The sequence below is a fragment of the Mycobacterium sp. MFM001 genome, from assembly GCF_003402475.1.
Lineage (GTDB): Bacteria > Actinomycetota > Actinomycetes > Mycobacteriales > Mycobacteriaceae > Mycobacterium.
Window position 1 is genome coordinate 91794 of sequence record NZ_BFAB01000004.1, and the last position, 22727, is coordinate 114520.

Below are 22727 nucleotides of genomic sequence, written 5' to 3' on the forward strand. Positions count from 1 at the left end.
CGCCGCTCCTTCTCATCGCTCCGCTCTGCATCGTCGCCGGCGGGCATTCATTCATTCTCGTACAGCGCATGGAACGATCGAGCCATGGCCAGCTTTCAGCAGTGGATCGCCGGTGCCCGGCCGCGCACTTTGCCCAACGCGGCCGCGCCGGTCGTCGCGGGCACCGGCGCCGCCGCCTGGCTGCACGCCGCGGTCTGGTGGAAAGCGCTGCTGGCGCTGTTGGTGGCATGCGCCTTCGTCATCGGGGTCAACTTCGCCAACGACTACTCCGACGGCATCCGCGGCACCGACGATGACCGAGCCGGCCCACTAAGGCTGGTCGGTTCGCGGCTGGCTACCCCGCGCTCGGTGCTGGCGGTGGCCGTGGTGAGCCTGAGCGTCGGCGCGGCGGCCGGGCTGGCATTGGCGCTGACCAGTGCGCCGTGGCTGATTGCCGTCGGAGTGGCGTGCATCGCCGGGGCCTGGCTGTATACCGGCGGGTCAAAACCGTACGGCTACACGGGTTTTGGCGAACTGGCGGTGTTCGTGTTCTTCGGTTTGGTCGCTGTGCTGGGCACCCAGTACACGCAGGCTCTGCGAGTCGATTGGGTGGGCCTGGTGCTGGCTGTGACGACGGGAGCGCTGTCGTCGGCGGTGTTGGTGGCCAACAACCTGCGCGACATCCCGACCGACGCGCAGTCCCGGAAGATCACGCTGGCGGTACGGCTGGGCGACGCGAGGACGCGGACGCTCTATCAATCGCTGCTGGCGCTCGCCGCGGTGCTGACGTTGGCGCTGATGTTGGCGACGCCGTGGTGTGCCGCGGGATTAGTCGCCACGCCGTTGGCGCTGCGCGCCGCCCAGCCGGTGCGGTTCGGACGCACCGGCCCCGAGCTGATTCCGGTGCTGCGGGACACCGGGCTGACGATGCTGGTGTGGTCGATCGCCGTGGCCGCCGCGTTGGCTTTCGCGGGCTGAGTGTGCACTCAGGGCTTTCACTGTGCAGCCACGGCGCAGCCCGTCGGCGTGTCGTCGCCCAGGATGCACACTCGACGCGGACGCGTCACTCGTCGTCGGGCGGAGTCTCCCCGCGCAGCCGGGCGCGCAGTTGCTCGCGGTCGCGGCGTCGTCGCTCGGTGGCCGCCGCAATCCCGGCGTTGGCGCGGCGACGCAGCGGGCTGAACAACCAGATGCCAAGCGGCATCGCGATGACCAAAGCGAACAACGCGGCGACAACCACCGGGAACTCCCGCACCCCGAGCAGCCGGGCCACCCCGTAGATCGCGGCGGTCAGAGCAACGGCCAGCGCAATCCGGGCCGCCCCGTAGACCAGAACATCGACCACGGCGCGACCAGCGGGGCTTCGACCAACCGGCACGGTCCGAGCCTACGGTGCGCGTATATTCGGACGCAGGAGGTGTCGAGTGCTCTACCTGCTCCTCGTCATGGTTTTGGGGACGCTGATCTACCTTGGCTGGCGGGCCGCGCGTTCGCAGGTGAACCGCCCGAAGACTCGCGTCATCGGACCCGACGACGATCCGGAGTTCCTGTGGCGGCTAAGCCACGGTGATAACAACCCGCGTTAGATAAAGCCGGTGTTGCGCCGGTCGTCGCTCGGAAACCCGTCGGCCACAACGGCTGCCAACTCGATCAGCGCTTCTCGTGTCTCCCGCCTCAACCGCTCCAGGCTGATTTCCGCGCCCTCCTCCAGATGCGGGTCGAACGGAATCAACCGCACGGCGCGGCAACGCCGCGAGAAGTGATCGACCACCTTTTGCATGTCGACCTTGCCTGAGCGGGGCCGCACCGCGTTGATCACCGCGATCGAATTGCGGACCTGCTCCTCGTGGCCGTGCGCATCCAGCCAGTCCAGCGTCGCCGAGGCGCTGCGGGCGCCGTCGATCGACCCCGAGCTGACCACCACCAGCGTGTCGGCCTTGGACAGCACCGCCGACATCGCCGAGTGCAGCAACCCGGTGCCGCAGTCGGTGAGTACCAGACCGTAATAGCGCTCCAGGATTTCGAGCGTGCGGCTGTAGTCCTCGGCACTGAACGCATCCGACATCGCCGGGTCGCTCTCCGAGGCCAGCACCTCCAGCCGGCTCGGGCCCTGCGAGGTGTAGCTGCGCACGTCGCTGTAACGCTGGATGCCCTCGGCGTCACGCAGCAAATGGCGCACGGTGGCCGGCGTTTCGAGCGGCACCTTCTGGCTCAGCGTGCCGCGGTCGGGGTTGGCGTCGACGGCGATCACCCGGTCCCCGCGGATGGACGCGAAGGTGGCGCCCAGCGTGGCGGTGATCGTGGTCTTGCCGACCCCGCCCTTCAGCGACAGCATCGCGATGCGGTAGCAGCCCCGCAGCGGCCGGTTGGCCTGCATGATCAGGTCGTTGTAGCGGTTGACCCGCGGGCTTTCCCCGACGTTGATCAGCTGACCGGACAGGATGTAGAGCCATTTGCGCCAGCCCTCCGACGGCGGCGGCTTGACCTGCCGCAGCAGGGTGCTGGTGGACAGTTCCGGATACGGCGACGGCGGGTGGTGCACCGGACCCTGCCGGTACTGCGTGTCCGGTTGCTGGCCGCCGTAAAAACCGGTGCCGTACTGCGGCGAGTCGACCACCCGGGGCAGTCCCTTGGCCGGGGTGGCCGCCCAGGCCCGCGGCTCGACGCGGGTCGGCGGCGCCAGCCCGCCTACGGTCTCGTTCTCGGCGAAGCGGCGCTCGGTACGGAATCCGGCGAACGCCTTGGTCTCGGCGTTGCTGGTCCTGGCGTCCGGCTCACCAGGTGGAGGCTGTGGCGGCAATTCCGTCGTCGGATGGTCTTCATGCCCTCGAGACGCCCCAGCGCCCTGGGCCGGATGCTCAGACACGTGCACTTCCCCTCGTTGCAGTACTCGGGTCGTTTGTCGATGAACGATCGCCTGGTCAGCCCACACCCGCATATGAATGCAGGCCCACAGTCACCAGGTTAACGAAGAACAGGTTGAAGACCATGGCCACGAAGCCGACCACGTTGATCCAGGCGGCTTTGCGGTCGCGCCACCCAGCCGTCGACCTGGCATGAAGGTAGGCGGCGTACACCACCCAGGCGATAAACGCCACAGTTTCCTTGGGGTCCCAGCCCCAGTAGCGGCCCCAGGCTTCCTCGGCCCAGATCGCGCCGAATATCACCCCGAACCCGAAGACCGGGAAGCCGAAGATCGTCGTCCGGTAGGCGATGCGGTCCAGGGTTTGCGCGTCGGGCAGCCCCTGCACCACGCGAGCGTCGCTCCACCGGGAAGTCTTCAGCAGAAAGAGGATGCTGGCGACGCCGGCCACCAGGAACACCCCGGAGCCCAGGCTGACCACCGACACATGGATGGGCAGCCAGTAGGACTGCAGTGCCGGCATCACCGGCGCGGCGTTGGCGTACAGCCAGCGCCCCGACACCGTCAGCAAGATCAGCACCGGCAGCAGCAGGAACACCCATAGCGGGCGGTATTGCGGGCGGCGCAGCGTGACCGCGCCGGCGACCAGGCCGCAGAAGCAGGTCAGGTTGATGAACTCGTACATGTTGCCCCACGGCACCCGCGCGGTGGCCAGACCGCGCAGCACAATGCACGCCGCCAGCATCGCGATCCCGACGTAGACCAGCGCCAGACCGGCCCGCCCGACGCGTTCGTCAAACGGGCGCCGCGGGGTCTCCTGCACGACGCCCGGAGTGGCGCTGTCGGCGGCAACTCCGGCGCTCACCAGCTCCCGGTCGGGGCGGCGGCTGCGGGTGTAGGCGAGTTCGACGGCCAGCAGCAGCAGCGCCACCACCAGCACCACCACCGCCGACGTGAACGCCCAGTCGGACGTCCGCGCCAGCCCCAGGTGGATGTGGGTGGTGTTCATCGGACGCTCAACTCCTTCCGGTCGCCCGCGTCGAACCCGGCCAGTAAGCGGCTGGTCAGGCGTTCGAATTCGTCGCCCCAGCCGGAGTTGTCGGTGCGGGCCAGGCCGCCCAGCTCGACGTTCACCGTACCGTCGTCAGCGTCCACGATCCGCGCCCATATCCGCCGTCGTCGCACCAGCAGCGATACCAGCAAGCCGGCCATCATCACCGATGCGGAGATCAGCACCCAGATCTGGCCGGGGTCGTGGGAGACCTGCAGGTTGACGAACGGCACGGCGCCGTCGAAGCGCACCACGGTGCCGTCCGGAAGGTTTGCCGCCTCACCCGCGCGCAGGTTCACCCGCTTGGCCTTGGTCAACCGGTGCTGCTCGATCAGCCGGGGATCCAGGGTGTACAGCGACTGCGGCCGGCCGGTGTCCAGCCCGGTGTCGCCCTGGTAGATGTCGACGGCCACCGCGGGCGCGTTCAGGGCGGGAAAGCTCGACGACAGCAGTGTGCCGTCGAGTTGCTCGGTGGGGGCGAGCAGTCCCTGGATGGCGATCTGGTGTTTGCGACGCTGATCTGGGTTGCGATAGCTGCCGGCCGGCGGGTCGATGCGGGCCACGCCCGATGACAGCAGGGTCTGCGGGTTGTCGGGCCGCCACTGCACGGTCGACGTGCGGGTCTGCCCGTCCGGGAAGGTCACCGTGAACGTCGGGGCGTAGCCGTGGCCCTGCAGGTACACCCGGTCGCCGCCGGTGCGCAGCGGGTGGTTGACCTCCAGCCGGTAGGGCCGCCAGCTGTCGGTCGTCAGGTCGCCGCCGGTCTGGTAGTCGATGTTGGCGGAGAACGACGTGGCCTGGCCCGACGGCAGGTAGTGAGCGTCAAAGTTGTTGACGCGGATGCAGATTGGGTGCAGCGAGGTGCCGTCGACGGTGTTGCCGGCGCGGAAGGAGTCGAACGCGGCCGGCGACGCCGAGCAGAACCCGGGGCCGCCGTCGGCGATGACGATCACGTTGCCCTCGTAGCCGAACATCTTCCCGACGCCCACCGCGAGCAGCAGGCCCAGCAACGCGAAATGGAATGCGAGATTGCCGAATTCGCGCAGATAGCCTTTTTCGGCCGAGATTTCGTTGCCGCGGATGACCTTGCGCCAGCCACGCAACCGCGACGCGATTGTTGCCACGACGTCGTCGGGCTGCCCGGCAATCGTGGCGGTGGCGTGCTTGGGCAGCCGGGCCAGGTTACGCGGCGCCGCAACGGGTTTGGCGCGCAGGCTTTTCGCGTGCTCGATCATCCGCGGGGTCAGGCAGCCGACCAGCGACACGAACAGCAACACGTAGATCGCGGTGAACCAGAAGCTGCCGAACACGTCGAACGCCTGCACCGCGTCCAGCCACGGCCCGATCACCGGATGGGCGGCCAGGTAGTCGTCGACCTTGTCGGCGTTGAGGCTGCGTTGCGGCAAAAGCGCGCCGGGGATCGCGCCGAGCGCCAGCAGGAACAGCAGCACCAGCGCGGTGCCCATCGACGTCAGCGCCCGCCAGGTGTTGCGGGCTGTGGCGAGCAGACGCAGAATCGCACGGCGCGGGCCCCGCGCGTGCGATTCTGCGTCTGCTCGCGCCACTAGACCGGCAGCCTCACGTCGGAGACGAACGCGTCGCGCAGCCACGAGACGAAGTCGTTCCACACGCCGGTGAGCAGCGCCAGCCCGACGGCGATCAGCAGCACGCCGCCGACGATCTGCAGCGCGCGGGTGTGCCGACGCAGCCAGCCCAGCCCGGCGACTGCCGACGCAGAGCCAAAAGCCAACAGCACGAATGGAACTCCCAGCCCCAGGCAGTAGGCGATCACCAGTACGATGCCGCGCGCCACGCTGGCGCCGTCGGTGGCCGAGGCGACGGTGATCACCCCGGTCAGCGTCGGGCCCAGGCACGGCGTCCAACCCAGCGCGAACACCGCGCCCAGCAGCGGCGCGCCCGCCACCGTCGACAACTGCCGCGGCGTGAACCGGGCCTGGCGCTGCAGTGCGGGAATGAACCCGACGAACACCAGGCCCATCACGATGGTCAGCGCACCGCCAACCCGTTGCAGCACAAGCTGATTCGTGATCAGCGTGGTCGTCATGCCCAGCACCGCGACGGTGCCGAGCACGAACACCGCGGTGAAGCCTGCCACGAACAACGCCGCCGACCCGGCGACCCGCCAGCGCGCGGCGTGGGCCTGCCGTTCGTCGACGCCGACCACCGCCGCCAGATACGACAGGTAGCCGGGCACCAGCGGCACCACGCACGGCGACGCGAACGACACCAGTCCCGCGAGCAGGCACACTCCCAGCGCCACCAGCAGCGGCCCGGCGGCGGCGATTTCGGTGAACCCGCTGCTCATTGCGGTCCCGGCGGCGCCTGATCTTCGGTGGCGACTCGCTGCACAACCGGCTGCAGGTCCTCGGCGAGCAGTTCGCGCAGGAACACGGCGGCGACGCGGTGCCGGCGGTCGAGCACCACCGTGGACGGGATGACCGTGGTGGGGTATTTGCCGCCGAACGCGATCATCGTGCGCATCGCCGGGTCGTAGATCGACGGGAACGTCACGTGGCGGTCGGTGACGAAGTCCTGCGCGGCCTGACGGTTGTTGTCGCGCACGTCGATACCGAGGAACGCCACCCCGTCGGCGCGGGTGGCGTCGTAAACCTGTTGCAGCTGCGCGACTTCGGCGCGGCACGGCCCGCACCACTGCCCCCACACGTTGATCACGACGACCTTGCCGGGAAAGTCGTCGACGGACAGCGTGCGGGCGGGATCCATCAGGTCCGGGCCGGCCAGCGGCCCGGGGCGGCCGCGGTGGTCGGGCGGGTTGTAGAAGATGTCCGTCTTTCCGCCCGGCGCGACGAACTCGAAGGTGCCGCCCTGTGCGACGGCGTCGTCGCCGTGAGAGCAGCCGGCCAGCAGCGCGGCCAGCACCGCGCCGAGGATCGCCAGCCAGCGAGCCACGTCAACAGCCGCCCGGCAGTGAGTACTCCACGTCGACCAGCCGGTCGCCGTCGAACACCAGCGAAGTCACCGAACCCACCGCGCATTGCCGCCGCGTCGGCCAGTGCCAGAGCCGCCGGCCGGTCAGGTGCAGGCGCACCGTCCAGATCGGCAACTGGTGACTCACGCACACGGCTTCATGCCCGGCGGCACGGGCCCGCGCCTTGTCGACCGCGGTGCTCATCCGGGCCGCGATCTGGGCATACGGCTCACCCCAGGACGGGGTGAACGGGTTGCGCAGATGCCACCACACCCGCGGGTCGCGCCAGGCGCCGTCGCCCGGCGAAACACCGCGGCCCTGCAGGATGTTGGTCGATTCGATCAGGTCGGGATCGGTGTCGATGGGCAGGTCGTGGCGGGCGGCGATGGGCGCGGCGGTCTCCTGCGCGCGCTGCAGCGGCGAGGCGATCACCGCGACCACGTCGCGGTCGGCCAGCGCGTCGGCTACCGCCTGAGCCTGCCGAATTCCCTTGTCGGACAGGCGGAATCCCGGCAGACGGCCGTAGAGGACGCCGTCGGGGTTGTACACCTCGCCGTGGCGCACCAAATGAATCCGGGTCTGCATCATTGCTCCTTGGCGGCCGCCGCGGCCGCGGGTAGTGCGTCGGCGATCCGGTCGAACGCGGCGTCGTCGAGCGCGGCCGAGACGAACCACGCCTCGAACGCGCTGCACGGCGGGTAGACACCGGCGTCGAGCAGAGCATGGAAGAACGGGGGGTAGCGCCAGGTGTCGCTGGCGCGGGCGGTCGCGAAGTCGGTCACCGGCTCGTCGGCGAAGAACACCGACAGCATGTTGCCGGCCCGCGGAATCTGGTGTGGCACATCGGCCTTTGTGAGCGCATCGGAGAGCAGCGCGGCCAGCCGGTCGGCGTTGGCGTCCAGCGCTTGGTAGACGGCGTCGTCGGCCGCCCGCAGCGTGGCCAATCCCGCGGCCACCGCCACCGGATTACCGGACAGCGTGCCGGCCTGATACACCGGGCCGAGTGGGGCCAGCCGTTCCATCACCTCGGCCCGCCCGCCGAACGCCGCGGCCGGCAGCCCGCCGCTCATCACCTTGCCGAACGTGAACAGGTCCGCGTCCACCGGATCGATTCCGTACCAACCGCTTCGGCTGACCCGGAAACCGGTCATCACCTCGTCGACGATCAGCAGCGCGCTGTGCTCGGCGGTGATCGTTCGCAGCGCGGCGTTGTAGCCGGGCGCCGGCGGGACGACGCCCATATTGCCGGGGCTGGCCTCGGTGATCACCGCGGCGATCTGGTCGCCGAACCGGGCGAACGCCTCGCGTACCGCGTCAATGTCGTTGTAGGGCAACACGATTGTGTCGGCCGCGGTGGCCCCGGTGACGCCCGGCGAGGACGGCAGGCCCAGCGTCGCGACGCCGGATCCGGCGTCGGCCAATAACGCGTCGACGTGGCCGTGGTAGCAGCCGGAGAACTTGACGATCTTGGCGCGACCGGTGTAGCCGCGGGCCAGCCGCACCGCGCTCATCGTGGCCTCGGTGCCCGAGTTCACCAGCCGGATCAGGTCCACCGGTGCCACCCGGTCGACGATCTCGCTCGCCAGCTCGGTCTCCGCGGGCGTCGGCGCCCCGAACGAGACGCCGAAGGCCGCGGCGTGCTGCACGGCGTCGACCACCGCGGGGTGGGCGTGGCCCAGGATCATCGGGCCCCACGAGCAGACCAGATCGACGTAGCGGTTGCCGTCGGCGTCGGTGAGCCAGTAGCCGCCGGCCTCGGTGATGAAGCGCGGTGTGCCACCCACGGCCTTGAACGCGCGTACCGGCGAGTTCACCCCGCCCGGGATGACGGCGCAGGCGTCGTCGAACAGCTTGCCCGAAGCCTCGGTACCCATGGCCACCAGTGTCCCAGCTGCGGTAAAACCGTCGACTACAGGGTGTAGTTCTGGGCCGATGGGGTTGAGTTGGGCGGCCGGCGGCGGGTTGGATAGCGACATGCAACTACCGCAACGGCTCGCCCGGTTCAATCGGCACGTCACCAACCCGATCCAGCGAATGTGGGCCGGCTGGCTCCCCGGCTTCGGGATCCTCGAGCACGTCGGGCGGCGCTCCGGCAAGCCGTACCGCACCCCGCTGAATGTGTTCAGCGCCACCGTCGACGGGAAGCCCGGCGTGGCGATCCTGCTGACCTACGGCCCGGACCGTGACTGGCTGAAGAATCTCAACGCTGCTGGCGGCGGGCGGATACGGCGCAACGGAAAAACGTTCGGCGTCGTGCAGCCGCGCACGGTTACCAAGGAAGAAGCGGCCCCTTACATCAGCGGCCGGTCGCGGGCCCTGTTCGCCAGGCTGCCGTTCGAGCAGGCGGTTCTGCTCACCAAGATCGACTAGCGTGCTGTTCTCCCGAGCGCATGCCCGGTTCAACCGCCGGGTGACCAACCGCATCGTGTTGCCGCTTTCCGGCTGGCTGCCGGTGTGGTCGGTCGTCGAGCACGTGGGACGTCGTTCCGGGAAGACCTACCGCACGCCGGTGTCGGCCTTCCGCACCCGCGACGGCGGCGTCGCCGTCTTGCTGCCCTACCGGCCGGATCGGGACTGGGTGAAGAACCTGCTGGCGGCGGGGCGCGGCCGAGTCACGCTGTACGGCAAGACGTTTGACGTCACCGACCCGCGGATTGTGCCGACCGGGGAGGCCGCCGATTTGGTGAAGGCGCCCTGGGGGCAGTTGCTGGGGTTGACGAGGGTCGAATCGACCCTGTTGCTCACCCGCGCCGGCTGAAGTGGGTACTCACGGCAGAGGGAGGCGACCATGACCGAAACGGGACGAGAGCAACGCCTGGCTCACCGCATCGAGGAGCTGTACGCCAACGACCCGCAGTTCCGCGCCGCGGCGCCGTTACCGCAGGTCACCGCTGCCGCCCATCAGACCGGACTGCGGCCCTGGCAGGTGGTCGAGGAATACCTCACCGGTTACGCCGACCGGCCGGTGCTGGGACAGCGGTCCCGTGAGCTGATAGGCCAGGACGCTCCCGGCCGCGCGACGGCGACGCTGCTGCCGGGTTTCGAGACCATCACCTATCAACGGTTGCGGGAGCGCGTGGAGGCGCTCTCCAGCGTGTGGGACGCGAACCTGCCGGGGGGTTTCAAACCCGGCGACTTCGTGGCCGTCCTGGGCTTCACCAGTATCGGCTACGCGATCATCTACCTGACCTGCATCCGGCTCGGTGCGGTATTCGTGCCGCTGCAAACCAGCTCGACGGCGCAGCAGTTGAAACCGATTGCCGCCGAGACGGGGCCAAGGATTTTCGCGGCCAGTATCGAGTCGCTGGACACCGCGGTCGACGTGGTGATCGACACGCCGTCGGTCGAGCGGCTGGTGGTGTTCGACTACTTCAACTACGACCACGAGCAGCGTGCCAAGTACCAGGACGCGTGTGAACGCCTTAGCGCCGCGGGCCGCGACCTGGACGTGATGCCGCTGTTGCCGGAACTGGACTCCGGGCGCAAGCTGCCGGTGATCCCACCGTTCATCCCTCCGCCCGACGAGAATCCGCTGGCCACACTGATTTACACGTCCGGCAGCACCGGCACCCCGAAGGGCGCGATGTACACCGCCGACATGGTGACCCGGCTGTGGCAGCGTCCGCACAGCCCGTCGCTGGACATCGGCAAGCAGATCCCGGCGATCCATCTGCAGTACATGCCGCTCTCCCACGTGTACGGGCTGGAATGGCTGATCGCCACGCTGGCATCCGGCGGGATCGGCTACTTCACCGCCAAGAGCGACATGTCGACGCTGTTCGACGACATCGCGCTGGTCCGGCCCACGGCGCTGAACCTGGTGCCGCGGGTGTGCGACTTGATCTACCGGCGCTACCGCAAAGAGTTGGACCAACGATCCGGCGCACAGGCTGACGACGAGGTGAAAGCCGAACTGCGCCAAGACTTTCTCGGCGGCCGAGTGGTGTCGGCGATGTGCGGCAGCGCGCCGCTGTCCAAGCAGATGCACGCGTTCATGGAGTCGCTGCTCGACGTCACCGTCGCCGACGGCTACGGCGCCACCGAAACCGGCGGCGGGATCATGCGCAACGGCATCATCCGCCGGCCACCGGTGACCGAGTACAAGCTCGTCGACGTCCCGGAACTGGGCTACTTCACCTCCGACAAACCGCATCCGCGCGGCGAGCTCTACGTCAAGGCAAGCAACGTCATCCCCGGCTACTTCAAGCATCCCGAGCTCTCGGCGCAGATCTTCGACGATGACGGCTTCTACAAGACCGGCGACATCATGGAGGAGCTCGAGCCGGATCACCTGAAATATCTGGACCGGCGCAACAACGTCATCAAGCTGTCCCAGGGCGAGTTCGTCGCGGTGTCCCAGCTGGAGGCGATCTACACCGCCAGCCCCTACATCCGGCAGATCTATCTGCACGGCAGCAGCGACCAGCCGTTCCTGCTGGCGGTGGTGGTGCCCAACGACGACGCGATCGGCGACGGCGACGCACGGGCCCTGATCGCCGACTCGTTGCAGCAGATCTCCGCCGAAAATCACTTGCAGCCCTACGAGATTCCGCGCGACTTCCTGATCGAGCAGCAGCGGTTCACCCGCGACAACGGGCTGCTGTCCGGGGTCGGCAAGCTGCTGCGCCCGGCGCTGCGAGCCCGTTACGGCGAACGGCTCGATGCGCTGTACGCCGACATCGCCGCCGGGCAGGAAAACCAGATCGACGAGCTGCGGGCGGCGGCCGCCGAACTGCCGACCATCGACACGGTACGGCGCGCCGCCGTCGCCACCCTGGGCCTGGAGGCCTCCGAGGCGGGCATGCCCGCTGATGCGAAATTCATCGAGCTGGGCGGTGATTCGCTGTCGGCATTCTCGTTCGGATCGCTGCTGGAGCAGATCTACCACGTGGACGTTCCGGTGCAGACCATCGTCAGCCCGACCGCGACGCTGGCCACCATCGCCCGCTACATCGACGGCGAACGCGACGCGGCCTCCACGCGGCCCACGTTCGCGTCGGTGCACGGGCGTGGCGCGACGGAGGCCCGCGCCAGCGATCTGTCGCTGGAGAAGTTCATCGACGCCGACACTTTGGCTGCGGCGCCGGCACTTTCGGTCTCGAACGGGCCCATCAGGACTGTCCTGTTGACCGGCGCCAACGGCTACCTTGGCCGCTTCTTGTGCCTGGAATGGCTCGAGCGGCTCGCCGAGGCCGGTGGCACGCTGATCTGCATTGTGCGCGGCGCCGACCCCGTCGCCGCGCGGCAGCGCATCGAGGCCGCGATCGACACGGGCGACGCCGAGGTGTCGGCGCACTTCCGCGCCCTGGCCGCAGATCATCTCGAGGTGCTGTCCGGTGACCTCGGGGCGGCGAACCTAGGCGTCGACAGCCAAACGTGGGACCGGCTCGCGGAGTCGGTGGATCTGATTGTGCACGCCGCGGCGATGGTCAACCACGTGCTGCCCTACAGCCAGTTGTTCGGCCCGAACGTGGTGGGCACCGCCGAGATCGTCAAGCTGGCAATTACCAAGCGGCTCAAGCCCGTTACGTACCTGTCGACGGTGGCGGTGACGGCGCTGCCCGACGGCAGCTTCATCGGCGAGGACGTCGACGTGCGTGAGGCGTCGCCGTCGCGCTCGCTCGGTGCCGCTTATGCCAGCGGGTATGCGACCAGCAAGTGGGCCGGCGAGGTGCTGCTGCGCGAGGCCAACGACCTGTGCGGTCTGCCGGTCGCGGTGTTCCGCTCCGACATGATTCTGGCGCACAGCCGCTATTCGGGTCAGGTCAACGTCACCGACATGTTCACCCGGCTGATCCTGAGCCTGCTGGCTACCGGGATCGCGCCGCGCTCGTTCTATCAGCTCGACGCCGACGGCAACCGGCAACGGGCCCACTATGACGGGCTGCCAGCCGATTTCACCGCCGAGGCCATCACCACGCTCGGCAGTCAGGCCACCGACGGCTACCGCACCTACAACGTGCTCAACGCCCACGACGACGGCATCTCGCTGGACACCTTCGTCGACTGGCTGATCGCCGACGGTCAGCAGATCGAGCGGATCGACGACTACGCCGAGTGGCTCGCGCGGTTCGAGGCGGCGATGAAGGCGCTGCCCGAGAACCAGCGGAAGAACTCGGTGCTGCCGCTGCTGAGCGCCTACGCGCGGCCGGCGGCTCCCACGCCCGGCAGCCATCTGCCCGCCGAGAAGTTCCGCGCCGCAGTGCAATCCGCGGGCATCGGTGCCGACAACGACGTGCCGCACTTGACCGAGGCGTTGATCGACAAGTACGTCACCGACCTGCGTCAGCTGGGTCTGCTGGAGGGTGCCGGCGCCCACGTGGCGTAGTCAGAGCGCGTTAGGCAGGCACCACCCGTTCACGTGAGACCACGTGGGTGACCGGGATCGGGTACGTCGAGCGGGCCTTGTCGACGAGCCCGAGCCGCAGCCAGGACGACCGGCCTTCGGCGATCACCAGCTGATCGGGGCGGAAATCGCGCACCGCGTGGGCCAGCGCCCGCAGCGGCCGGTAGTCGCCGAGCTCGCCGTCGGCATGCAGGCCCATCTCTCGCATCGCGGACAGGATGCTGTCCAGCCGCTGCTGGGCGGCCTGCAGCGTCGCGTCGAAAACGTAGACCGGGCCGGTGTTTTCGGCCTGGCCGGTGTCGACGGGGCTGGCCGGCACGCAGACGAAATAGTCCGCTCGTGCCTTGGCGTCGACGCGGCGCAGCACGTCGAAAAGCTCACTGCCGGAGACGTTTTTGTTGGCCAGCACCAACACCCGGGTCGCCTTGCCGGTCGGCCGCGGCTCGGCGCCGGGTTCGGCCGGCCCACGCCACCAGCGGGGCACGAAGTACAGCGCCAGCACCACCGCCCACGACAGCAGGCTCAGGAACAGCTGGGTGCGCGCCTCGTGCTCGAACACCATCTGCACGAGCACGGCGACGATCCCGGCCAGGGTCAGAATCGACAGCACCGGAAAGCCCCACATCTTCACCCGCAGCCGCTCCGGCGGTGTCCTGCGGCGTAACACGATCTGGGACAACGCGATCAGCAGGTAGACGAACAGCACAATCGCGCCCGAGGACTTCAACAGGAAGACGAACACGCTTCCCGGCGCGATCCAGGCCATCAGCACACACAAGAAGCCCACCACCGACGCGCCCAGGATCGCGTTGTAGGGCACTCCACGGCGGCTGACCTTCACGAATTGAACCGGCGCCTCGTGACGCGCCGCGAGCACGAACAACATTCGCGACGCGGTGTAGAGCCCGGAGTTCAGACACGACAGCACCGCGGTGAGCACCACCGCGTTCATGATGTGGCCGGCGCCGGGAATTCCCATCGTCTTCAGCGCGGCGACATAGGGTGACGCGCCGAGTTCCGTTGAGTTCCACGGCACAATCACCGCGAGCAAAAACACCGAGCCGACGTAGAAGACCAGGATGCGGGCGACCACCGACTTGGTTGCCCGCCGCACCGCGCGTTCAGGGTTGTCGGTTTCAGCGGCGGCGATCGTAGCGACCTCGGCGCCCACCATCGCCGAGATGACGACGGCGACGGCGCCGAAGATCGTCGCGACTCCGTGCGGGAAGAACCCGCCGTGCGCAACCAGGTTGGCAAAACCCGAACCGTGGTGCGGCCACAGCCCGACCACGAACAGCGACCCGACGGCGAGAAAGACGATGATCGTGGCGACTTTGATTCCAGCGAACCAGAATTCGAACTCCCCGAACGACGACACCGAGAACAGGTTCGTCGCCGTCATCGTCAGCATCAGGATCAGCGACAGCACCCACAGCGGCGCGTGGAACCAGTAGGTGATCACCCGGCCGCCGGCCACCGCCTCGAAGCCGACGACGATCACCCAGAAGTACCAATACAGCCACCCGACCGAGAATCCCGCCCAGTCGCCGAGCGCGTCGCGGGCATAGTCGGCGAAGGATCCGGTCGCCGGGTTGGCGGCGGCCATCTCCCCCAGCATCCGCATCACCAGAACGATCAGCAGGCCGCACAGCGCGTAGGTGACGAATGCCGCCGGGCCGGTCTCACCGATGACGACGCCGGAGCCGACGAACAGCCCGGCGCCGATCACCCCGCCGATCGCGATCATGTTGAGTTGCCGCTGTGACAGGCCTTGGCGCAGCTTCGTCGTCGTGCTCATGCGCCCCTCCTGCGTCAGCAGCATGACCGGACGCTAACACCCGTCGGCGCTCACACCGCCGCGGCGCGCAGGCTTGCCGCTATGGTCGCGCGTCGCACCAACCGCAGCCAGAAGGCGCCGCTTCTGCTCGCTGAATTCCTCGTCTGTCAGGATTCCCTCGTCGTGGAGTGCGGCGAATTCGCGTAAATCGCTGGCGATTGCCGCCACCGGACTGGCCGGTGACGTCTGCGGTGAATTCGCGCGCCGGCCGGCTGCCACCCCGACACGCTCCGCGCGACCCAAGCCGACCGCACCGGCCAGTGCGCTCCCACCCATACCGGCGAGGGCCATTTCGCTGAACGCGGTTCCCGCCGGGCCCGCCAGTGCCGCCGGCGCGGCAGCGGCGCTGGTGGCCGACAACGCATATCCGACGGCGCGTATCTCCGGGGCGGCCGTCGCCCAGCTCGCCGGCACCGACAACCCGCCGACCGGGACCGCCCGGCCCATGGCTCCCGACACCGGCGCCGCACCGGCAACCGCGCTACCCGAGCCCGCCACCGTCGACGTTCGCGACTGGCCTACGGCGTTCAGTATTTCGCGGTGCTCCGCGGAGAGTTCGTCTTGCTCGGCGAGGATTTCTTGGGAATCAAGCGATGCCGAATACCATGCCCCGCCCGACAGGACTGCGCCGGCAACCGACACTGCCCCGAAACCGGGCGTGAGGGCCAGGCCCTCCATCAGGGTCACCACGTTTGCAAGGTCGCCGACCCCCGGTGGCAGGACCTGCAGCGGCTGCACCGCGGCAGGCACCGCGGCGGGCGCCACCGAGGTCAGCTGAGACGCGGCCGCCTGCGCATTTGTCACGGCTGACGTGCCGACGGCCCCGCTGACCGGCGCGGCCTGGTTGGCCAGCGTGGCCGGATTGCTGCTCTGCAGCGGCGGGGTGAACGGCGCCAACCTCGAGGCGACCGCCGAGGAGGCGGCGTAGCCGTACATCGCGGCGGCATCTTGGGCCCACATTTCGTCGTAGAGGGCTTCGGTGGCCGCGATCGCCGAGGTGTTCTGGCCCAAAATGTTTGTCGCGACCAGCGCCATCAGTTGCGCGCGGTTAGCCGCGATCACCGGTGGGGGCACCGTCGCGGCAAACGCCGCCTCGTATGCGGCCGCGGCCGCGTTGGCTTGGTTGGCCGACAGCTCAGCCTGCCCCGCGGTGGCGCGCAGCCATGCCACGTATGTCGCAGCCGCGGCTGCCATCGATGCCGACGCAGGTCCCAGCCAAGAGCCATCCGTCAACTCGACGACAACCGCGTCGTAAGAAGTTGCGGCCGAATTCAATTCAGCGGCCACCCCGCCCCAGGCCGCGGCGGCGGCCAGCATCGGCCCAGAACCGGGGCCGGAATACATTCTGGCTGAGTTGATTTCCGGCGGTAACGCTGCGAAATGCATGTCTTTGCCCCCGTCAGCTCGCAGCTACCGCGTTGGCGGATTCGGTGGCTGCATAGGCACCCGCGCTGGCGCTCAACGTGGCAACGAACATGTCGTGAACCGCCGCCGCCTGGGCGCTGACAGCCTGATAGTTCGCGGCATGTGCCGCGAACTGCGCCGCCACCGCTGCCGATACTTCATCGGCGGCGGCCGGGACCACCGCGGTGGGAGCGGCCGCGGCCGCGTTCTGGGTGGCCACTGCCGAGCCGATGCCGGCCAGGCTGTCGGCCGCCGCTGTCAACATTTCGGGCTGTGTGGTCACGAACGACATGTCTTCTCCTCCTCTGGAATGTGGGTCTGCGCCGGAGCGCACGGGTCGAGTACCCACCTAGTAGCTAACCCCGCTCGCGGGAGTTGAGGAGCGTGTCGCTGATACCGGCCGGGTTTGCCCCGGCAAGGATCTATACCGGCAGGGCGCGCAACACGGCGGGCAGGCTGGGCAGAAAGTGCTCGGCGGCAAAGGCGCGGACGTCGTCGGCGCTGGCCAACGGTTGGCGGCTGGGCAATAACAGCACGATCGCCGCGTAGCGCAGGATCGTCTCCGCGAGTTCGTCGACCGCCGGCTCGCCGATGCGATCCGCGAACCCGTCGGGGAAGATCACCCGCAGGGCGGCGGCCATCCGCTCGACCGCGGCGCCCCAATGCTGCTGCGCCAGTTCGAGCATCAGCCCAGGCTCGTCGGCGAGCATCCGGGTCAGCACCCTGTGCTGGCGAAACCGCATGATCGACAGCGTGAACGCCTCCACATAGTAATTCGATTGTGGGCGGCGGTTTTTCAGCTCGTCGGCGATGTCGGCGAACAGCACCGCGTTCTCCCGGTCGATGACGGCGGCGACCAGCTCGTCGCGGTTGGCGAAGCGGCGGTAGATCGTGGTGCGGCTGACCCGGGCGCGGCGGGCTACGTCGTCGAGCGCGACCCGCCGGAAGCCATGCCGCTCGAACTCGACGACGGCGGCGTCGAGGATGGCGCGGGTGGCGGGATCAGGCCCGGGAGTATCCGGCACGGGCAAACCTGTTGTAGCGCAACCGCATCGGCAGATGCTCCCACAGCCAGTTGACCGGCCGCGAGCGCCACACCGCCGCGAAACGCTGATAGCGACGCTCCTGACGTTCGCTCCACGGCAGGTTCAGCAGGGCGCGGGCCTGCGGCGGCAGGCCGCCCGTCGTCAGGAACGCCGCGACCGGGTTGAACACCGGCGACACCAGCCGCCACACCAGCGGCGGCACCCCTTTCGGGCACGGGAAGCCCTTGGTGACGTAGCCGACGCCGTATTGGGCGGTCTTGTGCGCCACCACGACGTTGTCGAGCATGCCGTTCCAGTATTTTTCGAACTCTGCGTAGTCGGCCGGCATCGCCCGATCGCTGACTCCGTAACGGCGATACCAGGTCTTCGACTCGAGGTAGATCTGTTCTTTTTCGGCGCGGCTGAGGCGTTTGACGAATGTGTCGGCGAAGTAGAGCACCTGCTCGACGAAGGTGGCGTGCGCCCAGTAGTAGGTCTCCGGGTCGAGGGCGTGGTAGCGCTCCCCGTCCGGCATGCGGCCCTTGATCTCGTGGTGGAAGTCGCGCACCTGCTGGCCGGGATGGTCGTTGTCGGAGCCGTAGACGGTCATGAAGATCGGCGGCAGCGAGCGTTTGACGCGGGCTGCGGTGTCGGAGAAGAACACCGAGTGATCCAGCACGCCCTGCCCGAGCTCGGCGAGCATGTTCTGCAGCACCGCCGGCCGCGGACCGATCAAAAACATGCGGTTGTCGCCGAAGTAGCGCCACACCAGCGACTCCGGGCCCAGCGGCAAGGCGTCCAGCTGCGTCTCAGCGAGCTCAGTCATGTGACACAGTGTTACACATTCTGACCTTTGTACCAACCCCGGGGCCGACGGGCAGCCGCCCCCGAATAACGAAACAATTACGTCGAGTGTTAAAATCGCGCGATGCCTTCGCAAATCTATCGAATTCAGTTTCCACCCGCGAATTCCGAACGACTTGCTCAAGACGAAGTCTTATTCAAACTGATCGAAGACGGCAAGCCGCGGCGCTTACGCTTTCACGATTACGCGGAAATTTACAAACGTCCGGGGCTCTACGAGGAGCTGTTCTACGGCCGGCTTCGCTGCAATTCGCCCGGCAAGGTGATGGAACTGCTCGAGCGGGCCCTGCACACCGCCCGCGAGCCGCTCACCGAATTGCGGGTGCTGGATCTGGGCGCCGGCAACGGCATGATGGGCGACGAGCTGAAGCAGGAAGGCATCGCCCGGCTGGTCGGCGTCGACATCGTCCCGGAGGCGCGTGATGCCGCCTACCGCGACCGGCCCACCGTGTACGACGCCTACTACGTCGCGGATCTCGGCGATCCCGACCCGGGCCTGCGCGACGAACTCTCGGAGTGGAGCTTCGACTGCCTGACCTGTGTGGCGGCGCTGGGATTCGGCGATATTCCGCCGCGCGCATTTTTCAATGCGTTACGGCTCATCCAGCCCCGCGGCTGGCTGGCGTTCAATATCAAGCAGTCATTTTTGGACGCCGACGAGCAGACCGGATTTTCCCGATTAGTGCGCGCGCTGATTTTCTCGAAATACCTCGACATCTATCATCTCGAGCTTTACCGCCACCGGCTTTCCATGGAAGGCACCCAGCTGTTCTATTACGCGCTGGTCGGCCGGTTGACCGCCCCGCTGCCCGACGACTTCCTGGAAACCCACGGCATCGAGGACTGAGCCGTTACCAGGCTGTTGTCGGATAGGTGACGCGGTGAGACCTGCCGCCGTCGTCCGCTTGGCATGATGCGCTGGTGAAATCGCTGACCCGCCGCGACGCGCTGCAGCTAGGAATCGCCGGGGCGGTGGGTTTAGGTACAGCGGGGTTGACCGCGCTGGGCGCTCTGCTCGATCCACCGAAACCCGCTGCCTCTCCCGACCCCGGACCGGCATCGGCAGCCAGCCCACTGCCCACGCGCGAGACCGGCTCGTTCGTCTCGGCGGCCCGCGGCGGCGTCGAGACCAAATGGATCATCGCCCGCCCGCCGGGCCAGACCGGCGTCTTGCGACCGGTGATCGCCCTGCACGGGATGGACAGCGACGCCGCGGGCGTGATGAGCCTCGGCGTGGAGGACGCGCTGGCGCGGCTGGTCGCATCCGGCCGGCCGCCGTTCGCGGTCATCAGCGTCGACGGCGGCAACAACTTCTGGCGCCGGCGAGCCAACGGCCAGGACTCCGGCGCGATGGTGTTGAACGAGCTGATCCCGATGCTGGCCACCAAAAACATCGACACCTCACGGGTGGCCTTCATGGGCTGGTCGATGGGCGGGTACGGCGCCCTGCTGCTGGGATCCCGGCTGGGTCCGGCACGCACCGCGGCAATCTGTGCGATCAGCCCGGCGATTTACCTGACGTATTGGGGTGCACCGCACGACGCCTTCGACAGCCTCGACGATTGGCGCAAGAACTCGGCGATGGACCTGGTGCCGCAGCTGGCGGGGATCCCGCTCCGTGTCGACTGCGGCACCGGCGACGGTTTCTATGTGGCGACCCGGCAATTCGTCAACGAGTTACCCACGCCACCGGCCGGCGGGTTCTACCCGGGCGGGCACGACGCGGACTTCTGGCGCCAGCACCTCCCGGACGAGCTGGCCTGGCTGGACTCCTGACGGGACGCCGCTCGCTTGCTCAGCCTGCACAGTCTCGATGCGCTGGGCGCTGTGTCGCCGGCCCGGATCAGATCGAGCCGGGGCCACCGGTGTTGATGGGGTTCATCGGACTCATCGGGTTCATCGGACTCATCGGATTGGCCGGATTATCCGGGTTCATCGGGCTGGCCGGATTCAACGGGCTGTCCGGATTCAACGGGCTATTGATGTTCGCCGGATTAGTAAGGCTATTGGGGCCATAGGGACCGATATTGCAAACAGCACTCGCGTTCGCGATGCAATCGCCCGGGTTGAACGGGTCGGGATTGGCAGGATCGGCGCCCGCAGGGACGACCGCCGCGATGGCAGGCGCGCCCACCAAAGTACTCACGACCGCCGCCTTCGCCACACCGCGACGAACACCAGGGAACCGTACAGAACTCACTGAATTCCTCCCTAATCCCGTTTCGTCACCCGGCTATTGGAGCCCATTAGCCGCGACAATACACAGGCAATTCGATTGCATCGCACAATTCCGACAATCCAATTTCTTTGCCGAAGGCCGCCTAAAACCGTCAGCGGCCGAATCGCCGCAGCCGCAGGCTGTTTGCCACCACCAGCACCGACGAGCAGGCCATTGCCGCGCCGGCGATCATCGGGTTGAGCAGGCCCAGCGCCGCCAGCGGGATGGCCGCCACGTTGTAGCCGAACGCCCAGAACAGGTTGGCCCGGATGGTCCGCAGCGTGCGCGCCGACAGTGCCAGCGCCGTCGGCACCGTGCGCAGGTCGCCGCGCACCAGCGTCAGGTCGCCGGCCTCGATCGCGGCGTCGGTGCCGGTGCCCATCGCCATGCCGATGTCGGCGGTGGCCAGCGCCACTGAGTCGTTGACGCCGTCGCCGACCATCGCCACCCGAAGGCCTTGTGACTGCAGGCTTTTGACGGCGTCCGCCTTGTCGGTCGGCAGCACTTCGGCGATCACGTCCGCTGGGTCGATGCCGACCTCGGCGGCGACCCGGTGCGCGACGGCGGCGTTGTCGCCGGTGAGCAGCACCGGCCGGATGCCCATGGCCCGCAGCTGCGAAACCGCTTGTGCGCTGGTCGGTTTCACGACGTCGACCAGCCGGATGACACCGCGCACCTGATCGTCCCAGATGACCTCGACGCTGGTGCGCCCGTCGGACTGGCCGGCCTTGACCACGCTGACCGTCACGCCGTCGACGTCGCCGCTGACCCCGGTGCCGGGATCGTTGACGAAGTTGGCGACCGGTGCCACGTCTGTCGCGGCGGCGACGATCGCCGCGGCGACCGGATGCTCGGAGGCCGACTCGACCGCTGCGGCGCGGGCCAGCACGGTGTCGGCGTCCTCCCCCGCGGCGGGCTCGACCGCGTCGACGGTCATGACGCCGGTGGTCACGGTTCCGGTCTTGTCCAGCACGACGGTGTCGACGCCGTGCACGGCCTCGAGCACCTGCGGGTCCTTGATCAGGATGCCCAGCTGCGCGCCGCGCCCGGTGCCGACCAGGATGGCGGTCGGAGTGGCCAGGCCCAGCGCACACGGGCAGGCGATGATCAGCACCGCGACGGCCGCGGTGAACGCCGCGGCGGCGGGCTGCCCGGCCAGCAGCCAGCCGGCCAGCGTCGCCGCGGCGATCGCCAGCACGGCGGGCACGAACACCGCCGAGACCCGATCGGCGAGCCGCTGGATGGATGCCTTGCCGTTTTGCGCGTCGGCCACCAGCCTGGCCATCCGGGCCAGCTGTGTGTCGGCGCCCACCTTGACCGCGCGGACCAGCACGCGGCCGTAGGTGTTCACGGCGCCGCCGAGCACTTCGTCGCCCGGGCCGACGTCGACGGGCACCGGCTCGCCGGTCAGCGCCGAGGTGTCCAGCGCGGAGGCCCCGTCGACGACGATGCCGTCGGTGGCGACCCGTTCGCCCGGCCGGACCACGAACACGTCGTCGACGTGCAGCTCGGCCACCGGCACCCGCACCTCGGCGCCGTCGCGCAGCACGGCGGCGTCCTTGGCGCCCAGCGTCAGCAGCGCCCGCAGCGCCGCGCCGGCCGCCCGCTTGGACCGCGACTCGGCGTACCGGCCGGCCAGCAGGAACACCGTCACGGCCGCGGCGACCTCGAAGTACAGGTGGCCGCTGCCGGTGAGCACCGCGACCGCCGACCACAGGTAGGCGGCCAGCGTGCCCAGCGACACCAGCGTGTCCATCGTCGACGCGCCATGCCGGGCGCCGGCCAGCGCGGCCCGGTGGAACGGGTAGCCACCCCAGGCCACGATCGGCGTCGTCAGCGCCAGGACCAGCCACTGCCAGCCGGGGAACTGCCATCCCGGCACCATCGACAGCGCGACGACCGGAATCGCCAGCGCCGCAGAGCCGATCAACCGGGCCGGCAGCCGAGCCTCGGGCGCCTCGTCGGCGGCGGGCTCGCGGCTCACCGAGGCCTGATAGCCGGCCGATTCCACCGCGCGGATCAGGTCACGGGCCGACACCGCCGGACCGTGCTCGACGTGGGCGCGTTCGACCGCGAAGTTCACCGTCGCGCGCACACCGGCGAGCTCGTTGAGGCCCCGCTCGACCCGCGCAGCGCACGACGCGCAGCTCATGCCGCGCAACTCGAGGTCGGTGGTGGGCATACTTCGGT

General features: G+C 68.5%; 22 protein-coding genes. 7 read left to right on the plus strand and 15 right to left on the minus strand.

What is annotated here, in order from left to right; translation table 11 throughout:
* The first annotated feature begins 84 nt into the window (after nucleotides 1–84).
* A complete protein-coding gene (locus MFM001_RS08525) occupies nucleotides 85–957 on the plus strand; it encodes a 1,4-dihydroxy-2-naphthoate polyprenyltransferase (RefSeq protein WP_116374836.1) in 873 nt (290 codons plus the stop codon).
* An 85-nt stretch (nucleotides 958–1042) separates the two neighbouring features.
* On the opposite strand, the gene MFM001_RS08530 is transcribed toward MFM001_RS08525, so the two are convergent.
* Complete coding sequence (locus MFM001_RS08530; protein WP_116374837.1) at nucleotides 1043–1357, minus strand: DUF4229 domain-containing protein; 315 nt, start codon at nucleotides 1355–1357, stop codon at nucleotides 1043–1045.
* Between the two features lie 46 nt (nucleotides 1358–1403).
* Between MFM001_RS08530 and MFM001_RS08535 the strand changes: the two genes are divergently transcribed.
* Entirely contained in the window at nucleotides 1404–1565 is a 162-nt protein-coding gene (locus MFM001_RS08535) for a hypothetical protein (RefSeq protein ID WP_116374838.1), read from the plus strand.
* On the opposite strand, the gene MFM001_RS08540 is transcribed toward MFM001_RS08535, so the two are convergent.
* From MFM001_RS08540 to hemL, 7 genes are all read right to left on the minus strand, one after another.
* The gene (locus MFM001_RS08540; protein ID WP_192886892.1) at nucleotides 1562–2845 is read right to left on the minus strand and encodes a MinD/ParA family protein; all 1284 of its coding nucleotides are present in this window, start codon (nucleotides 2843–2845) and stop codon (nucleotides 1562–1564) included. The two genes, MFM001_RS08535 and MFM001_RS08540, sit on opposite strands and share 4 nt — an antisense overlap.
* 55 nt (nucleotides 2846–2900) lie before the next feature.
* Nucleotides 2901–3851 (minus strand): c-type cytochrome biogenesis protein CcsB, encoded by a 951-nt coding sequence (ccsB, locus tag MFM001_RS08545; RefSeq protein WP_116374840.1) that lies wholly within the window; start codon nucleotides 3849–3851, stop codon nucleotides 2901–2903.
* On the minus strand, nucleotides 3848–5359 hold the full coding sequence (locus MFM001_RS08550; RefSeq protein ID WP_116375071.1) for a cytochrome c biogenesis protein ResB: 1512 nt from the start codon (nucleotides 5357–5359) through the stop codon (nucleotides 3848–3850). Before MFM001_RS08550 ends, ccsB begins: the two co-directional genes overlap by 4 nt.
* A gap of 98 nt (nucleotides 5360–5457) precedes the next feature.
* Entirely contained in the window at nucleotides 5458–6219 is a 762-nt protein-coding gene (locus MFM001_RS08555) for a cytochrome c biogenesis CcdA family protein (RefSeq protein WP_116374841.1), read from the minus strand.
* A complete protein-coding gene (locus tag MFM001_RS08560) occupies nucleotides 6216–6824 on the minus strand; it encodes a TlpA disulfide reductase family protein (RefSeq protein WP_116374842.1) in 609 nt (202 codons plus the stop codon). The genes MFM001_RS08555 and MFM001_RS08560 overlap by 4 nt, the downstream gene beginning before the upstream one ends.
* Before the next feature lies 1 nt (nucleotide 6825).
* A complete protein-coding gene (locus tag MFM001_RS08565) occupies nucleotides 6826–7428 on the minus strand; it encodes a histidine phosphatase family protein (protein ID WP_192886893.1) in 603 nt (200 codons plus the stop codon).
* Complete coding sequence (gene hemL / locus MFM001_RS08570; protein WP_116374844.1) at nucleotides 7428–8717, minus strand: glutamate-1-semialdehyde 2,1-aminomutase; 1290 nt, start codon at nucleotides 8715–8717, stop codon at nucleotides 7428–7430. The genes MFM001_RS08565 and hemL overlap by 1 nt, the downstream gene beginning before the upstream one ends.
* 100 nt (nucleotides 8718–8817) lie before the next feature.
* Here hemL and MFM001_RS08575 point away from each other — a divergent pair, with 100 nt between their 5' ends.
* The 3 genes from MFM001_RS08575 to car are packed head-to-tail and all read left to right on the plus strand — an operon-like array spanning nucleotide 8818 to nucleotide 13171.
* Entirely contained in the window at nucleotides 8818–9213 is a 396-nt protein-coding gene (locus MFM001_RS08575; RefSeq protein ID WP_116375072.1) for a nitroreductase family deazaflavin-dependent oxidoreductase, read from the plus strand.
* A 1-nt stretch (nucleotide 9214) separates the two neighbouring features.
* On the plus strand, nucleotides 9215–9601 hold the full coding sequence (locus MFM001_RS08580) for a nitroreductase family deazaflavin-dependent oxidoreductase (RefSeq protein WP_116374845.1): 387 nt from the start codon (nucleotides 9215–9217) through the stop codon (nucleotides 9599–9601).
* A gap of 30 nt (nucleotides 9602–9631) precedes the next feature.
* Nucleotides 9632–13171: a carboxylic acid reductase gene (gene car, locus MFM001_RS08585; RefSeq protein ID WP_116374846.1), complete on the plus strand. Its 3540-nt coding sequence runs from the start codon at nucleotides 9632–9634 to the stop codon at nucleotides 13169–13171.
* A 10-nt stretch (nucleotides 13172–13181) separates the two neighbouring features.
* On the opposite strand, the gene MFM001_RS08590 is transcribed toward car, so the two are convergent.
* From MFM001_RS08590 to MFM001_RS08610, 5 genes are all read right to left on the minus strand, one after another.
* Nucleotides 13182–14987 (minus strand): amino acid permease, encoded by a 1806-nt coding sequence (locus tag MFM001_RS08590; protein WP_116375073.1) that lies wholly within the window; start codon nucleotides 14985–14987, stop codon nucleotides 13182–13184.
* Between the two features lie 33 nt (nucleotides 14988–15020).
* Nucleotides 15021–16412 carry a PPE domain-containing protein gene (locus tag MFM001_RS08595; protein WP_116374847.1) on the minus strand — a complete coding sequence of 464 codons (1392 nt, stop codon included), beginning with the start codon at nucleotides 16410–16412 and terminating at the stop codon, nucleotides 15021–15023.
* A gap of 13 nt (nucleotides 16413–16425) precedes the next feature.
* Nucleotides 16426–16722 (minus strand): PE family protein, encoded by a 297-nt coding sequence (locus MFM001_RS08600; protein WP_116374848.1) that lies wholly within the window; start codon nucleotides 16720–16722, stop codon nucleotides 16426–16428.
* A gap of 130 nt (nucleotides 16723–16852) precedes the next feature.
* Nucleotides 16853–17455: a TetR/AcrR family transcriptional regulator gene (locus tag MFM001_RS08605; RefSeq protein WP_116374849.1), complete on the minus strand. Its 603-nt coding sequence runs from the start codon at nucleotides 17453–17455 to the stop codon at nucleotides 16853–16855.
* Entirely contained in the window at nucleotides 17433–18281 is an 849-nt protein-coding gene (locus tag MFM001_RS08610) for an oxygenase MpaB family protein (protein WP_116374850.1), read from the minus strand. The genes MFM001_RS08605 and MFM001_RS08610 overlap by 23 nt, the downstream gene beginning before the upstream one ends.
* Before the next feature lie 102 nt (nucleotides 18282–18383).
* Here MFM001_RS08610 and MFM001_RS08615 point away from each other — a divergent pair, with 102 nt between their 5' ends.
* Together MFM001_RS08615 and MFM001_RS08620 are read left to right on the plus strand one after the other, a co-directional pair.
* Entirely contained in the window at nucleotides 18384–19166 is a 783-nt protein-coding gene (locus tag MFM001_RS08615; RefSeq protein WP_116374851.1) for a class I SAM-dependent methyltransferase, read from the plus strand.
* Between the two features lie 74 nt (nucleotides 19167–19240).
* A complete protein-coding gene (locus tag MFM001_RS08620) occupies nucleotides 19241–20095 on the plus strand; it encodes an alpha/beta hydrolase family protein (protein ID WP_116374852.1) in 855 nt (284 codons plus the stop codon).
* Between the two features lie 67 nt (nucleotides 20096–20162).
* Here MFM001_RS08620 and MFM001_RS08625 read toward each other — a convergent pair whose 3' ends face one another.
* Both MFM001_RS08625 and MFM001_RS08630 read right to left on the minus strand, forming a co-directional pair.
* Nucleotides 20163–20465 carry a hypothetical protein gene (locus tag MFM001_RS08625; protein ID WP_371685455.1) on the minus strand — a complete coding sequence of 101 codons (303 nt, stop codon included), beginning with the start codon at nucleotides 20463–20465 and terminating at the stop codon, nucleotides 20163–20165.
* Between the two features lie 184 nt (nucleotides 20466–20649).
* Nucleotides 20650–22719 carry a cation-translocating P-type ATPase gene (locus MFM001_RS08630; protein WP_116374853.1) on the minus strand — a complete coding sequence of 690 codons (2070 nt, stop codon included), beginning with the start codon at nucleotides 22717–22719 and terminating at the stop codon, nucleotides 20650–20652.
* Between the last annotated feature and the right edge of the window lie 8 nt (nucleotides 22720–22727).